At 65.3% G+C, this 15373-nt stretch carries 12 protein-coding genes; 7 read left to right on the top strand and 5 right to left on the bottom strand.

Annotated features, from left to right (window positions below; translation table 11 throughout):
- The first annotated feature begins 189 nt into the window (after positions 1-189).
- On the top strand, positions 190-417 hold the full coding sequence (locus tag JQ573_RS02400) for a hypothetical protein (protein ID WP_212317665.1): 228 nt from the start codon (positions 190-192) through the stop codon (positions 415-417).
- Between the two features lie 43 nt (positions 418-460).
- Here JQ573_RS02400 and JQ573_RS02395 read toward each other — a convergent pair whose 3' ends face one another.
- Positions 461-1021 (bottom strand): CreA family protein, encoded by a 561-nt coding sequence (locus JQ573_RS02395; protein WP_212317667.1) that lies wholly within the window; start codon positions 1019-1021, stop codon positions 461-463.
- A 223-nt stretch (positions 1022-1244) separates the two neighbouring features.
- Here JQ573_RS02395 and JQ573_RS02390 point away from each other — a divergent pair, with 223 nt between their 5' ends.
- From JQ573_RS02390 to JQ573_RS02375, 4 genes are all read left to right on the top strand, one after another.
- The gene (locus tag JQ573_RS02390; protein WP_212317668.1) at positions 1245-3008 is read left to right on the top strand and encodes a L,D-transpeptidase; all 1764 of its coding nucleotides are present in this window, start codon (positions 1245-1247) and stop codon (positions 3006-3008) included.
- Positions 3009-3091: 83 nt separating this feature from the next.
- Entirely contained in the window at positions 3092-3661 is a 570-nt protein-coding gene (locus JQ573_RS02385) for a glutathione peroxidase (protein WP_212317670.1), read from the top strand.
- Positions 3662-3824: 163 nt separating this feature from the next.
- The gene (locus tag JQ573_RS02380; RefSeq protein ID WP_212317672.1) at positions 3825-4805 is read left to right on the top strand and encodes a polysaccharide deacetylase family protein; all 981 of its coding nucleotides are present in this window, start codon (positions 3825-3827) and stop codon (positions 4803-4805) included.
- Positions 4806-4825: 20 nt separating this feature from the next.
- On the top strand, positions 4826-5383 hold the full coding sequence (locus JQ573_RS02375; protein WP_212317674.1) for a dihydrofolate reductase: 558 nt from the start codon (positions 4826-4828) through the stop codon (positions 5381-5383).
- 125 nt (positions 5384-5508) lie between these two features.
- On the opposite strand, the gene JQ573_RS02370 is transcribed toward JQ573_RS02375, so the two are convergent.
- A complete protein-coding gene (locus JQ573_RS02370; RefSeq protein WP_212317676.1) occupies positions 5509-5961 on the bottom strand; it encodes a DoxX family protein in 453 nt (150 codons plus the stop codon).
- Between the two features lie 199 nt (positions 5962-6160).
- A complete protein-coding gene (locus tag JQ573_RS02365) occupies positions 6161-8470 on the bottom strand; it encodes an NADP-dependent malic enzyme (RefSeq protein WP_212317678.1) in 2310 nt (769 codons plus the stop codon).
- Positions 8471-8692: 222 nt separating this feature from the next.
- Between JQ573_RS02365 and JQ573_RS02360 the strand changes: the two genes are divergently transcribed.
- The gene (locus JQ573_RS02360; RefSeq protein ID WP_212317680.1) at positions 8693-10690 is read left to right on the top strand and encodes a hypothetical protein; all 1998 of its coding nucleotides are present in this window, start codon (positions 8693-8695) and stop codon (positions 10688-10690) included.
- 143 nt (positions 10691-10833) lie between these two features.
- Here the strand turns inward: JQ573_RS02360 and aspS are convergent, their stop codons facing one another.
- A complete protein-coding gene (gene aspS, locus JQ573_RS02355; RefSeq protein WP_212317682.1) occupies positions 10834-12609 on the bottom strand; it encodes an aspartate--tRNA ligase in 1776 nt (591 codons plus the stop codon).
- A 189-nt stretch (positions 12610-12798) separates the two neighbouring features.
- On the opposite strand from aspS, the gene JQ573_RS02350 reads away from it, so the two are divergent.
- A complete protein-coding gene (locus JQ573_RS02350) occupies positions 12799-14271 on the top strand; it encodes a YdiU family protein (RefSeq protein ID WP_212317684.1) in 1473 nt (490 codons plus the stop codon).
- Positions 14272-14367: 96 nt separating this feature from the next.
- Here the strand turns inward: JQ573_RS02350 and JQ573_RS02345 are convergent, their stop codons facing one another.
- The gene (locus JQ573_RS02345) at positions 14368-15357 is read right to left on the bottom strand and encodes a zinc-dependent alcohol dehydrogenase family protein (protein WP_212317686.1); all 990 of its coding nucleotides are present in this window, start codon (positions 15355-15357) and stop codon (positions 14368-14370) included.
- Positions 15358-15373 lie beyond the last annotated feature (16 nt).

The following is a 15373-nucleotide window of genomic DNA, read 5'->3' as shown; positions in this document are numbered from 1 at the left end:
CTGGGAACCGCCTACGGATTATGCGTGCAAATTGAGCGGGCTACCGCGCTTTCTTAACTTTCCTCTGCTGAGACAGGAAGCAGCACAGCAAGGGCGGCGTGAACCGGCCGGCGGTTCGGCCGACTCATCTGGGCGCCGTGCAACCATCTCCGCGGTGGCACGTTGAGGTGATTCCCGATCCAACGAAGGATGTCAGTCGTGGGCAATGGCAACATCGGTGTTGGCAATCAATCCGCGGCCAGCAAATCCGGCCAGCAGCAACAGATGACGGCCGCGATGCCACAGCAGGGCGCCTATGTGATGGGCGACAATGAGTGCGCGCAACAGAAGCTGGTCCGCCTCGTCGGCTGCCACGACCCGAAGGCGCGCCCCGGCCTCAGCATCAGCGCGAAGCAGTTCGGGCAAACCAAGCGCTAGCTCGTCCACCGCGTCAGCCGCCCGGGCCAAGCCCCTGCTCCCGCTACTGAATGAACTCGCCGCACTTCTGCACGGCGGTGCTGTCGGCCGCGCCCCATGGCATGATCGGCACTGACGACGTCGAGTTCTTCGGCGAGCCCTCGATCAGCTTGTCAGAATAGACCATATAGACCAGCACGTTGCGCTTGGCGTCGCAGCCCCGCACGATCTGCATCTTCTTGAAGAACAGCGACCGCCGCTTGCTGAACATGTCGTCGCCCTGGCCGAGCTTGCCCTTGAAGCGGATCGGCCCGATCTGCCGGCAAGCCAGCGAGATATCGGAGACTTCTTCGGCAAGGCCGAGCCAGCCCTTGAAGCCGCCCTTCTCCGGCACCGTGAAGTGACAGGCGACGCCCTCGACCTCGGGGTCGTCGACGCCATAGGTCGCAAGCTTGTCGTTAGGGCTCACCCATTTGAACACCGTCGAGCGGCGAAAGATCAGGTCCGGCTCGTCAGCCGCGGCCGCGGGAACTGTCTGCCCCAAAGCAAGCAACATCAGCAGTGCCGCGCAGCCCCATCGAGACAACAATCGCACGTCACACAAGCTCACATTTCTCGATGTCATTGAGGTCTCCGCGGGGTGGGTCCCGCCTATGTAATGCGCAAACGCCGCACGGGAAGGCGCTGACAGTTCGGTGATCAAACCGGGCGCTTTAACCTCCTGTGAGGCTTTTTTGCTACTCTTTCGTCGAAAAATCGCCCCTCACGGAAGGGTTAGATCGCTTGCGCTGGTGAACGCGTTCGGCGTCTGCGACAACCAACAGATAGTTTGGACTGGGATTCGGAATATGCGCGCAAGCGGACGTCGGATTTCGATTTTTGATTCTGCGAACGGGCGGTTCTGGCAGTTTGCAATTCTGACAGCGGCCGGCACCGTGGCCGCCTCTTCGCAGGCCGATGCAGCGCTGTTCTACTGGAACCGTGACTCCGGCTATTACGGCGATGTCGAGCCGATGCCGCAGCAGCAGCCCCGGCCGAAGCCGAAGCGCAGTACGGCCAAGAAGAATCCGGCGATCGAGAAGGAGGCTGGCCGCAAGCCGCAGGGGCCCCTGATCATCTCGGTCTCGATCGACCAGCAGCGCATCAGCATCTACGACGCCAACGGCCTCTACGCCGAGAGCCCGGTATCGACGGGCATGAAGGGGCATTCGACCCCGATGGGTGTCTTCAGCGTCATCCAGAAGCAGAAATACCACCAGTCCAACATCTACAGCGGCGCGCCGATGCCGTACATGCAGCGCATCACCTGGTCGGGCATCGCCATGCACGCCGGCGTGCTGCCCAACTACCCGGCCTCGCATGGCTGCATCCGCATGCCGATGTCGTTTGCGGTCAAGATGTACAACTGGACGCGGATGGGCGCCCGCGTGTTCGTCACGCCGGGCACGATCTCGCCGGAGAGTTTTTCGCATCCGCTGCTGGTGACGCAGAAGGTCATCCCGCAGCAGCCGGTTGCCGATGAAGTCCTGAAGATGGATGCGCCGCTCGGCGTGAAGAGCGACAAGGGTGCGGACAAGCAATCCAGTCTCGACTTGCGCACCAGCGTCGGCCATGCCGCCGCCGCGTCGCTGCGCGACAACACCCACACCGCCGACGCCAGCAGCGCGATGCCGGCGGCGAGCGCGTCGGCGACGATGTCCGATGCCTCCTCCTCGACCGCGCGCGACGCCATTGCGGAGAAGATCGCGGCTGACAAGTCCGAGACGAGCGCGACCGAGACTGCCGCGGCCGACAAGCCGGCCGAGACCAACTCCGCTGCTGGCGACAGCAGCGTCGCCAACGACGACAGGACGGTCGGCGAAGTCACCGGCAGCACCGACACCCCGAAGTCCGAGGTGTCCGCAAGCGACCCGGTGAAGGCCGAAGCTAAGGCCGACGAGCCCAAGCCGGACGCCGCCAAGCCTGGCGTTGTCGAGGCGCCCAAGGCCGACGCATCGAAGGCTGATGCGGCCAAGGACGCCGCCAATGCGGCGAATGCGGTCAAGACGGCGGACGAGGCCGCCGAGGCCGCAACCGCCGCTGATGCCCCGGATGCAAAGCAGGACGCAGCCAAGGATCCAGCACGGCTGCCGGGCGTAGCCAAGATCGACGCGCCGAAGCGCGCCGGACAGATCGCGGTATTCATCAGCCGCAAGGATTCCAAGCTCTATGTGCGGCAGAACTTTGCGCCGCTGTTCGAGGCGCCGGTGACGATCGCGGCGAGTGACCGGCCGCTCGGCACGCATGTGTTCACCGCGGAGGCCGACAAGACCGATGTGAACCTGCTGCGCTGGTCGGTGGTGACGCTGCCGATCCGCAACGCCCCCCGCATCGATGTCGAGGAACGTGCCGCGCATCGTCGCAAGCTCGCGGCCGCAGCGCCGGCCGAGGTCAAGCCGCAGCCGGCGACCGACACCCCGACCGAGGCGCTCGACCGCATCTCAATCCCGGCCGACGCGATGGCGCGGATTAACGAAGCGCTCGGCACCGGCGGATCGATCATCGTCTCCGACCTCGGCGTGAACCAGGGCGAGACCGGCGAAGGCACCGACTTCATCCTGCCGCTGCGCTAACCGCGACCTATAACGCCTTCTTGAAGGCCAGCGCCTGCCCGCTGGATTATGATGTCAGTGACATCTGTTCCGGGGACGAGACCATGATGGACCGCAGGACACTGATCGTGGCGGCCTTCGCCGCGGCCGCGGGATCCCGTGCGCTGCATGCGGAGCAGCCGGCGATGAGCCGGATCACCGCCTACGCCTTCTCATTTCCGGCCCTCTCCGGCGGCGACATCCGCCTTGCCGACTATGCCGGCCATCCCCTGATGATCGTGAACACGGCCTCGCTCTGTGGCTTCACGCCGCAATATGCCGGCCTGCAGCAATTGTGGACCGAATTCCGCGATCGCGGCTTCGTCATCATCGGCGTACCCTCCAATGATTTCGGCGGCCAGGAACCCGGCGGCCCGACCGAGATCGCCGAGACCGCGCAGCATCAATACGGCGTCACCTTCCCGATCGCGGCGAAAGCCGTGGTCAAGGGCGCCAACGCGCACCCGTTTTACCGCTGGGCGGCGGAGGCACGGCCGAAGGACGTGCCGCGCTGGAATTTCCACAAATACCTGATCGGCCGCGACGGCTATATCGCCGACGTCTTCCCTGAGTCGGTCACACCGGACGACACGCGCATCAAGACCGGGATCGCACGGGCACTGGCGGCGGCCTGAGATGCCACGATAATCCCCGGAATTAACTGGGATTTTGGGCATGAGGGCGCCACGTTCATTGCCTTGGCGTCGGCACTGTGACTAGGGTACGATCGGTTGGGGGTGAAGCGGCCTTGGTTGCGGCAGTGCCGACACCGGGAGCGCGATCAGCAGGGAACACGCCATGCGCATTGCGGCAGGTCTGATTTTCGCAGGGACCGTATCGTTGCTCGCGTCGAGCGCAGCTTGGTCGCAGACGCCGCCCGCCAAGGGCGCCGCCGCGGCGCCGGCGGCCGCGGCGCCTGCCGCCGCTGCACCGGCGCCCGCCGCAACGGCTGCTCAAGTGCCGCCGAAGCAACCGCCGCAGCCGGCACGTGCCGCCTGCAACAATCCGAATGCGCTCGGCGTCGCCCGCACCGTCGAGATCGACACCACTGGCGGTCCGGGCTTCGGCTTCGAGCATTTCAAGCAGCTCGACTTCCTGCGCGACCATGAGGTGGTGCTGACCTTCGACGACGGTCCGTGGCCGGCCAACACACCGGCGGTGCTGAAGGCGCTCGCGGATGAGTGCACCACGGGCATCTTCTTCCCGATCGGCAAGCACGCCACCTATCACCCCGAAATCCTGCGCCAGGTCTATGCCGCCGGCCACACCGTCGGCTCGCACACCTGGTCGCACGAGAATCTGAACAACAAGAAGCTGACCGAGGATCAGAAGAAGGACGAGATCGAGCGCGGCCTGGCTGCGGTCAAGTGGGCGCTCGAGACGTCGCCCTCGCCGTTCTTCCGCTTCCCGGCGCTGCAGCATCCGCCGGAGATGGTCACCTATCTCGGCAACCGCAACATCGCGATCTTCTCCTGCGACCTCGACTCCTTCGACTTCAAGTCGAAGAACTCGCAACAGGTGATCGACACGGTGATGAAGAAGCTCGCCAAGCTCGGCAAGGGCATCATCCTGATGCACGACTTCCAGAAGCACACTGCAGAGGCCCTGCCCACGCTGCTGACGCAGCTCAAGGCCGGCGGCTACAAGGTGGTCGCGATGCGCGCCAAATTCCCGGCGACCGTGCTGCCGCAATACGAGCAGGAGCTCGCCAAGGACGTCAAGCTGCCGACGGTAAGCTCGCGGCCGGTGAACAGCGTCGTCACCACCGTCGATCAGTAGCCGCGCCGGCGACCATCCTGGTGTCTGCGTTGCGTATTGAGGGCTTTGTCATCGTCTCGGCCGACGGCCGGCTGGCGAACTCGCACAACGTGATGCCCGACGATCTCAAGGTCGAGGGCGACAAGCGGTTCTTCACCGCAGCCCTCGACCGTGCCGATCTCGTGGTGCATGGCCGCCACTCCCAGGAAGAACAGCCGAACGCACCGAAACGGCGCCGCCTGATCCTGACCGGCAAGGTCGCGGCCATCGCAGCCGACCCGGACAATCCGAAGGCGCTGTTGTGGAATCCCGCCGGCTGCCCGTTCGAGGCCGCGAGCCGCGAGGCCGGCGTGACCTCGGGCATGGTCGCGATCATCGGCGGCCCCGGCGTGTTCGGCATGTTCATGGACCGCTACGACACGTTCTGGCTCTCGGTCGCACCCAAGGTGCGCATCCCCGACGGCGAGCCGTGCTTTCCCGGCGTCCCTGCCCGCACCCCGCAGCAGGTGCTGTCAGCGCACGGCCTTCACGCCGGCGCGCCGCAACTGATCGACGCCGCGCAGGATGTCAGCGTCACGCCATGGCGGCGGGTGGGTTGAAAGCGGCGATGCCCGTAGGATGGGTAGAGCGAAGCGAAACCCATCACTTCTAACCTGCGGCACGGTGATGGGTTTCGCTTCGCTCTACCCATCCTACGCAGCTACCCATCCTACGCCGTATCTTCCTACACGTCCCCATACGCCGGGTCGTCGCGGCGCGGGCCGCGGCCGTAGCCTGCGATGATGAACAGCGCGCCGATCAGCGACAGGTTTTTCAGCGCGTCGATCAGGGTCTTGGCGTTGTCGGGCGCCGGCTGATTCCAGAAATCATGGAAATAGAAAGTCGTGAAGCACACGAAGATGATCAGCAGGATCGCGAAGAACCTTGCCAGCACGTTCACCGCGATCATCAGCCCCGCGATGATCTCGAAGCCGCCGATCGTGATCGCCAGCAGTTGCATGAATGGCATGCCGACGAAGGTTTCGATCTGCTGCGTATAGGGCGCGACGATTACCGGGATCGTCACCTTGGCCGTGAGCAGATCCGCCGTCGCCTGGATGCCGAACAGCTTGCTCGCCCCCGAATAGAGGAACAGCACGGCGAACAGAATGCGCCCGAAGGTAATGAACGCTGGCATGGGTCGGCCTCACTGGATGGCAGAAATCGGACGAAGCAGGCGGAGCGAGTATGGCCGCCCCGCCTGCTTCGATCAAATCGAATCCGTCTCGAGCATGATCCGGACCCGAAGGGCCGCGCTAGCGCAAAGTGCCTAGCGGTTTTCCCCCGCGACAAACGCCATGCGTTTGCGCGGAGATCATGCTGAAAACAACTCTTGCTCAGCCGAACAGCGTCGGCTGCGCGCGGCCGGCGCGCTCCTGGGCCTCGACCGCGGCAACCGCGGTCATGTTGAGGATGCCGCGCGCCGTCACGCCGGGGGTGAGGATGTGCGCCGGACGCGCCGGACCGATCAGGATCGGCCCCACCGGCAACGCGTTGGCCAGCGACTTGATCATCTGGTAGGCGATGTTGGCGGCATCGAGGTTCGGCATGATCAGGATGTTGGCCTCGCCTTCGAGCCGCGATTGCGGCAGGACGAGCTTGCGCGCAACCGCCGACAGCGCGGTGTCGCCCTGCATTTCGCCGTCGGCCTCGATCTCCGGATGCTTGTCCTTCAAGAGCTGGGTGGCCCGCCGCATCTTGCGCGAGGAGTCCGTATCATAGCTGCCGAAGTCGGAATGTGACACGAAGGCGACCTTCGGCTTGAAGGCGAAGCGTTGGACGTGGATCGCCGCGAGCGATGCGACTTCCGCCAGTTCCTCCGCGCTCGGATTCGGCCGCACCTGGGTGTCGGCGAGGAAATGGGCGCCGGTGGAGGTGATCATCAGCGCCAGCGCGGCATAGTCGCTGACCCCCGGCAGGAAGCCGATGATCTCGCGGACATGGCGCAGATGGCTCATGTAGCGGCCCTCGACGCCGCACAGCATCGCGTCGGCCTCGCCGCGCGACACCGCCAGCGCCGCAATCACCGTATTGTTGGTGCGGACCACTGTTCGCGCGGCCTCCGGCGTCACGCCGCGACGGCCGGCGACGTCGATGTAGGACTGCACGTAGGAACGGTAGCGCGGATCGTCCTCGGGATTGACGAGGTCGAAATCGCGGCCGGCCTTGATCGACAGGCCGAAGCGCTTGATCCTGGTTTCGACCACCGACGGACGGCCGACCAGGATCGGCCGCGCCAGCTTTTCCTCGAGCACCACCTGGGTCGCGCGCAGCACGCGCTCATCCTCGCCTTCGGCGTAGATCACGCGCACCGGCTGGGTCTTCGCCTTGGCAAACACCGGCTTCATGGTGAGGCCGGAGCGGAACGCGAAACGTTCGAGATTGGCGGCGTACTCGTCGAAATTGGTGATCGGCCGGGTCGCGACACCGGACTCGATCGCGGCCTTGGCCACGGCCGGTGCGATACGCAGGATCAGGCGCGGATCGAACGGGCTCGGGATCAGCGAGCCCGGGCCGAACCCCTGCGTCTCGCCGGTGTCGAAACCATGGGCCACCGCATCCGACGGCGGATCGCGCGCGAGCTGCGCGATCGCGTCGACTGCGGCATGCTTCATCGCCTCGTTGATCGCGGTGGCGCCGACGTCGAGCGCGCCGCGGAAGATGAAGGGGAAGCACAGCACGTTGTTGACCTGGTTCGGATAGTCCGACCGGCCGGTGCAGATCATCGCGTCGGGACGCGCCGCGCGCGCCTCTTCCGGCATGATCTCCGGCACCGGATTGGCAAGCGCCATCACCAGCGGCCCATCCCCCATCTGCTTGACCATCTCAGGCTTCAGCACGCCCGGCGCCGACAGCCCGATGAAGATGTCCGCGCCCGGAATGACATCGGCCAGCACGCGCGCGTCGGTCTTCTGGACATAGACCGCCTTCCAACGGTCCATCGTGGTGTTGCGGCCCTCATAGACGACGCCGTCGATGTCGCAGACCCAGATATTCTTGCGCTGCGCGCCCATCGACACGAGCAGGTTGAGCGTGGCGATCGCCGCCGCGCCTGCGCCCGAGCAGACGATCTTGACGTCAGGCAGCTTCTTGCCATTCAGCAGCAGCGCGTTGACGATCGCGGCCGCGACGATGATGGCGGTGCCATGCTGGTCGTCGTGGAACACCGGAATCTTCATGCGCTCCTTGAGCTGCGCCTCGATCTCGAAGCACTCCGGCCCGCGGATGTCTTCCAGATTGATGCCGCCGAAGGTCGGCTCCAGCGCCGCGACGGTCTCCACCACGCGCTCGATCGTATTGGCGTTGATCTCGATGTCGAACACGTCGATGCCGGCGAATTTCTTGAACAGCACCGCCTTGCCTTCCATGACGGGCTTGGAGGCCAGCGGGCCGATATTGCCGAGCCCGAGCACCGCCGTGCCGTTCGAGACCACGGCCACCAGATTGGCGCGGGCGGTCAGCGTCGCCGCCTCGGCCGGGTTCTTGGCGATCTCGGTGCAGGCGGCGGCCACGCCCGGCGAATAGGCCAGCGCCAGGTCGCGCTGGTTGGCGAGCGGCTTGATCGCCTGGATCTCGAGCTTGCCCGGCCGCGGCAGCCGGTGATAGGCGAGCGCGGCGTTATGGAGTTCTTCAGACGATGACGACATGCGTGCTTCCCGCGTTTCCGGCCCAAATTTCTTGTTTCTGTGCTAATCCAGGCAAAAGTCAGTTGTCCGGCAAATCGAGCCGGATGTGAAGCATGTCCCGCCGCTTGGATGCAACATCGGATACTATCCCCGTCAACAGGCCCGGGCGGGCCCGTTCATCGATGCTGCACCTTCCGACCGCCGATTGGCAATTTTTTTCCTTGATGATCCGGAGTTGACCGAATGAAGAAAATTCTGCTCGGCTTGGTCGCCGTCGCAGTCGTCGCGGCCGGCGGCTACTTCGGTTTCGACTTCTATGCCCAGCGCCGGGTCACGCGCGACGTCGAGGCCGCCTTCGAGCAGGTCCGTGCCGCCGGCACCAAGGCGAGCCACGGCAAGATCACCTTCGACACCAAGAGCCGCACCCTGACGATTTCGGACATCGCCACCGAGTCGGGGTCGCAATCTCCGGTCAACGTCAGGATTGCCAGCCTCACCATGACGGGCCTCGGTCAAACCGACGCGGGCCGGATCTCCGCTGACAATATCGCATTCAATGATGTCGAGATCGGTGCGACGGGGCCGACGCCGACCATCGCCACCCTGACCTACAAGGCGCCGCGCATCGCCGTGAAGGACTATTCCGGTCCGGCCGGCCTGCCCCAGCTTCCGGCCTCGTCCTCGATCTTCGAGCTGTACCGGTTCGCATTCACCCAGCGCGCGAGCATCAACGCATCGTCCGTGACCGTGCCCACCTTGACTGGAACGATGACCTTCAGCGCCGCCGCACATGTCGGCGACGGCGCCGGCGGCGAATTCGCCTATTCGGGCCTTGCCATCGAAAACATGAAGAACGGAAAGATCGGCACCAACAAGATCGACAAGGTCGCGTTCACGATCAACTCGCAGGCGGCGGGCAAGGCGATCAAGACGACCGGCGATCTTGCGAATATGGTCGCGACCGATATCGACGTCGGCGCGATGGCGGCGATATTCGATCCCGCCAAGGCCAACGACGACCGCGAGTACCGGGTTCAGGGGCACGTTTCCGCCGGCCCCTACGTGATCACCACTACGACCACGCCTCCCCTCAACATGCGGATCGATGGGATGACCATCGACGACGTCAGGGTCAACCCGTCAAAGATGCAACTGCCGGCGCTGCTGGCAATGGTCCCGCCACCGGGCAGTCCACCGCCGTCTCCGGCCCAGGCGCGCGAACTGCTGGAGAAAGTCGCCGGCCTCTATTCGGGTGCCAGCATCGGAAATGCCGAGCTGCATGGGCTCTCGGTCGAGACTCCGAAAGGCCCGCTCAGGCTTGCCTCGATGCGGTTCAACTTCGAACACGGCAAGATCGGCGAGCTTGCGGTCGAGGGACTTGACGGCAATGCCCCGAATGGTCCCTTCAAAGTCGGACGCTTCGCGCTGAAGTCGCTCGATGTCGCCAGTTTCATCCGGCTCTCGGCGCAGTTCGCCGCGCAGAAGCCGTCGCCTGAACAGGCGCTCACGCTGTTCCCGCTGATCGAGGGGGTCGAGATCAAGGGTGTCACCTCGCCCTACAAGGCCACCGGCAAGCCGGTCAACATCGACGTCCTCAGCCTCGACTGGGGCCAGTTCGTCGGAACGATCCCGAGCAAGCTGCGGCTGGTCGCGAAGATGGCGGCACCGCTGGATGCGACCGATCCGCGCCAACAGGCACTCGTCGCCGCCGGGATCGACTGGATGGCCGTCGATGCCGATCTCGGCGCGGTCTGGACCGAGGCGTCACGCTCGTTCGCGCTCGAGCCGGTCAAGCTCGACATGGCGGGCCTGTTGAATGCGTCGGCGAAGGTCTCGCTCGCCAACGTGCCGCGCGAGGCATTCTCGACCAGCGCCGCGGAAGCCATGGGCGCTGCCGCGCAGATCGAGGCCGGCACGATCGAACTTGCCGTCCACGACCTCGGCGTCATCGATCTCGCCATCGCCCAATACGCGCGCACCCAGAACGTCAGCCGCGACGAGGCGCGCAACGCCGTTCTCACCAGCATCAAGGCGCAGGGCGAAGCGATCGGTGGCGCCAATCCGGATGCCACGGCCCTCATCACCGCGATCAGCCAGTTCATCGAGACGCCGGGACAGACGCTCGTCATCAAGCTGACCCCACGCGCGAAAGCGCCGGCGCTTCAGCTGATGCAGCTGCTCAAGACCGATCCACAGTCGGCGCTGGCGCAATTCCGGATCGAGGCCTCGACGGGGCTGTGACGCGGTCGCTCCATCCCGTAGCCCGGATGGAGCGAAGCGCAATCCGGGAAAGATGTCGCCGCAGGAGAGACCGCCCCGGATTTCGCTTCGCTCCATCCGGGCTACGTACTCGACAAGAGCGGAGCTAGGTAATCTCTCCGCCGTCAGCTCTTCGCCGGCAGGTTGGTCCGGATGTGCAGCTCCTTGAGCTGCTTCGGCGAGGCTTCCGACGGCGCGCCCATCAACAGGTCCATGGCCTGCTGGTTCATCGGGAACAGTGAGATCTCGCGCAGATTGTTGGTGCCGCAGAGCAGCATCACGATGCGGTCGAGGCCGGCCGCCATGCCGCCATGCGGCGGGGCGCCGTACTGGAACGCGCGGTACATGCCGCCGAAGCGGTCGATGACCTCCTGCTCGCCATAGCCTGCGATCTCGAACGCCTTCACCATCGCTTCCGGCTTGTGGTTGCGGATGCCGCCGGAGGCGATCTCGTAGCCGTTGCAGGCGATGTCGTACTGGAACGCCTTGATGGTCAGCGGATCCTGCGACTTCAGCGCGTCGAGACCGCCCTGCGGCATCGAGAACGGGTTGTGCGAGAAGTCGACCTTCTTGTTCTCCTCGTCATACTCGTACATCGGGAAGTCGACGATCCAGGCGAGCTCGAACCGGTCCTTGTCGATCAGATTCAATTCCTCGCCGAGCTTGGTGCGCGCGAGACCTGCGAACTTCCAGAACTTCTCTGGATCGCCGGCGACGAAGAACGCGGCATCGCCCTCCTTCAGGCCGAGCTGGTCGCGGATCGCAGCGGTCCGTTCGGGGCCGATGTTGTTCGCAAGCGGACCGGCGCCCTCGCCGCCCTCGCGCCACATGATGTAGCCGAGGCCCGGCTGTCCCTCGCCCTGCGCCCACGAGTTCATGCGGTCGCAGAAGGCGCGCGAGCCGCCACCGGTGCCGGGGATCGCCCAGACCTGGTTCTTCGGGTCTTCCAGCATCCGCGCGAACACCTTGAAGCCGGAGCCGCGGAAATGCTCGGAGACTTCCTGCATCACGATCTTGTTGCGCAAATCAGGCTTGTCGGAGCCGTATTTGCGCACCGCTTCCGCGAACGGAATTCGCGGCCAGTTCTTCGTGACCGGCTTGCCCTTGGCAAAGTCCTCGAACACGCCTGTTATCACCGGCTCCATCGCCGCGAACACGTCGTCCTGGGTAACAAAACTCATCTCGACGTCGAGCTGATAGAACTCGCCCGGCAGGCGGTCGGCGCGCGGGTCCTCGTCGCGGAAGCACGGCGCGATCTGGAAGTAGCGGTCGAAGCCCGACATCATCAGCAGCTGCTTGTACTGCTGTGGCGCCTGCGGCAGCGCGTAGAACTTGCCGGGATGGATCCGCGACGGCACCAGGAAGTCGCGCGCGCCTTCCGGCGACGACGCCGTCAGGATCGGGGTCTGGAATTCGAAGAAGCCCTGCTCCTTCATCCGCTTGCGCATGGAATCGACCACCGCGCCGCGGGTCATGATGTTCTGGTGCAGCTTCTCGCGACGCAGGTCGAGGAAGCGGTATTTGAGCCTGATGTCCTCGGGATATTCCTGCTCGCCGAACACCGGCAGCGGCAGCTCGGCCGCCGGGCCAAGCACCTCGATCTCCTTGATGTAGATTTCGATCAGGCCGGTCGGCAGTTCGGGATTGTCGGTGCCGGCGGGACGGCGGCGCACCTTGCCGTCGATCCGGACCACCCACTCCGAGCGGAACTTCTCGACCTCGGCGAACGCCGGCGAGTCCGGGTCGGCCACGCACTGGGTGATGCCGTAATGGTCGCGCAGATCGACGAACAGCACGCCGCCATGGTCCCGGACACGGTGGACCCAGCCTGACAGCCGGGCCGTCTGGTCGATATCGCTCTCTCGGAGCGCGCCGCATGTGTGTGACCGGTAGCGATGCATATTCGTTCCAAAACTGATGGTCGGAGAGGAATCGCAATAGGAATTATCCTATTCGAAGGCGCTGGGTTTACCCGAGCCCGCCCGGGGCGGCAACCAACGGAAGGACAAGTTTTAGCTCGAAAACGCACATTTTGGGTCCTCCGGCGCCGACCGTTTGCCTATTCTCACCTTCGGCCTATCTTTCTGGACATGACCATCCATTTCCCCTTCCAGAACACCTATTCGGCGCTGCCGGCGAACTTTTTCGCCCGCGTCGCGCCGACCCCGGTGGCCGCCCCTCGGCTGATCAAGCTGAACCGGCCGCTCGCGGTCCAGCTCGGGCTGGATCCGGACCTGCTCTCGACGGCGGAGGGTGCCGAAATCCTCGCCGGCAAGCGGCTGCCCGACGGGGCGGACCCGATCGCGATGGCCTATGCCGGCCACCAGTTCGGGCACTTTGTGCCCCAGCTCGGCGACGGCCGCGCCATCCTGCTCGGTGAGGTCATCGACAAGGATGGCGTCCGCCGCGACATCCAGCTCAAGGGCAGTGGCCCCACTCCGTTCTCCCGCCGCGGCGACGGCCGCGCCGCGCTCGGTCCGGTGCTGCGCGAATACATCGTCAGCGAGGCGATGTTCGCGCTGGGCATCCCGACCACGCGTTCGCTCGCCGCTGTCGTCACCGGCGAACCCGTGATGCGCGAGACCGCGCTGCCGGGTGCGGTGCTGACCCGCGTCGCCGCGAGCCACATCCGCGTCGGCACCTTCCAGTTCTTCGCCGCCCGCGGCGACACCGACGGCGTGCGTGCGCTGGCCGACCATGTCATCGCCAGGCACTATCCCGAGCTGAAGGATGCCGCCCAGCCCTATCACGCGCTGCTCGCCGGCGTCGTGGCGCGGCAGGCAAGCCTCGTCGCGCGCTGGCTGCTGGTCGGCTTCATCCATGGCGTGATGAACACCGACAACAGCTCGATCTCGGGCGAGACCATCGACTACGGCCCCTGCGCCTTCCTCGACGCCTACAACCCGGCGCAGGTGTTCTCCTCGATCGACGAGATGGGCCGCTACGCCTATGCCAACCAGCCGCGCATCGCGCTGTGGAATCTGACCCGGCTCGCCGAATGCCTGCTGCCGCTGTTCGACAGCGAGCAGGAGAAGGCCATCGAGCAGGCGCAAGTGATCCTCGGCGAATTTCCGGAGAAGTTCACCACGACCTATCAGGCCGGGCTGCGCGCCAAGGTCGGCCTGTTCACTGCGCGCGACGGCGACGAGGCCTTGATCCAGGATCTGCTCGACGCGATGGCCAGGAACGCGGCCGACTTCACGCTGACCTTCCGCCATCTCGGCGAGGCAGCGAGCGGCGACGCCGCCGACGCCCGCGCGCAGTTCACCGATCCTGCAGCCTTCGACGAATGGGCCGGCCGCTGGCGCGCCCGCCTCGCGCTGGAACAGCAAACGCCGGCCGAGCGCAAGGCCGCGATGGGTGCCGTCAATCCGGCCTTCATCCCGCGCAACCACCGCATCGAGGCGGTGATTGCGGCCGCCGTCAATAGCGACGACTATGCCCCGTTCGAGGAGTTGCTGACGGTGCTGGCCAGGCCGTTCGAGGATCAGCCGCAGTTCGCGGCCTATGCCGATCCGCCGCTGCCCGAGCAGATGGTGACGCAGACGTTCTGCGGGACGTGAGCCCAAGATTTGTAGGATGAGTAGAGCGCAGCGAAACCCATCAATCTCGCCAGCGGAACCGATGATGGGTTTCGCTGCGCTCTACCCATCCTACTCTCACACCGTCACGACGATCTTCCCGAACTGCACGTTCGACTCCAGATACCGGTGCGCCGCGACGATCTCCTCGAAGGCAAACGTCCGCGCGATGATCGGCGTCAGCGCGCCGTCTGCAAGCCCGTCGAGGATGAACGCCTTCGCCGCCTCGAGCCGCGACGGATCCTGAACGATCTCGTGCACCCGGTAGCCGCGCAGGATCAGGCTCTTGCTCAGCACGGTGAACAGCGGAAACGGCGTCAGCGCCTCGCTGAGCCCGCCATACTCGATCAGGATGCCGCCATGCGCCATCGCTGATGTCAGCGGCATGAAGACGGGGCCGCCGACCGGATCGAGCACCACGCGAACGCCGTTTGGCCCTGCGATCTGCTCCAGCCTCGATTGCAGGTCTTCCTCCGCGGACGCGATCACATGCGCCGCGCCGGCCTCGCGCAGGGCCTGCGCCTTGGCTGAGGTGCGCGTCACCGCGATCGGAATCGCACCGATACGATTGGCGATCTGGATCGCAGCGAGCCCGACGCTGCTCGATGCTGCCGTGATGACGACGAACTCCGCGCGGGCAAGCTTGGCAATATCGATCAAGGCGCCATAGGCCGTGAGGTATTGCATCCACACCGCGGCGGCCTCCTGAAAACCCAGCACCGGCGGATGCTTGACGACGAGCGCGGCCGGGAACGTTGCGAGCTCGCCATAGGCCGGCCAGCGCGCCATCGAGATCGGCGGCACGATGCTGACGGCATCCCCAAGCGCGAAGCCGCCGACCCCCTCGCCGATCGCTTCGACAAGCCCGGCGGCCTCGAGGCCGAGGCCGGACGGCAGCGCCGGCGTCTCGATATAGGTCCCCCTGCGCATCAGGGCCTCGGCGCGGTTCAGTCCGAGCGCCTTGATCCGGATCCGGATCTCGCCGCGCGCCAGCGGCGCGATCGCCACATCCTCGATCCGCAGCACCTCGGGACCACCATGTTGATGAAAACGAACCACGCGAGCCATCGGCAACACTCCAAAG

Origin of the sequence: Bradyrhizobium sp. AUGA SZCCT0105, assembly GCF_018129565.1 — a bacterium.
Taxonomy (GTDB): Bacteria; Pseudomonadota; Alphaproteobacteria; order Rhizobiales; family Xanthobacteraceae; genus Bradyrhizobium.
Note: the sequence above shows the minus strand (reverse complement) of the source record. Positions and strands in the feature narration are given on the sequence as shown.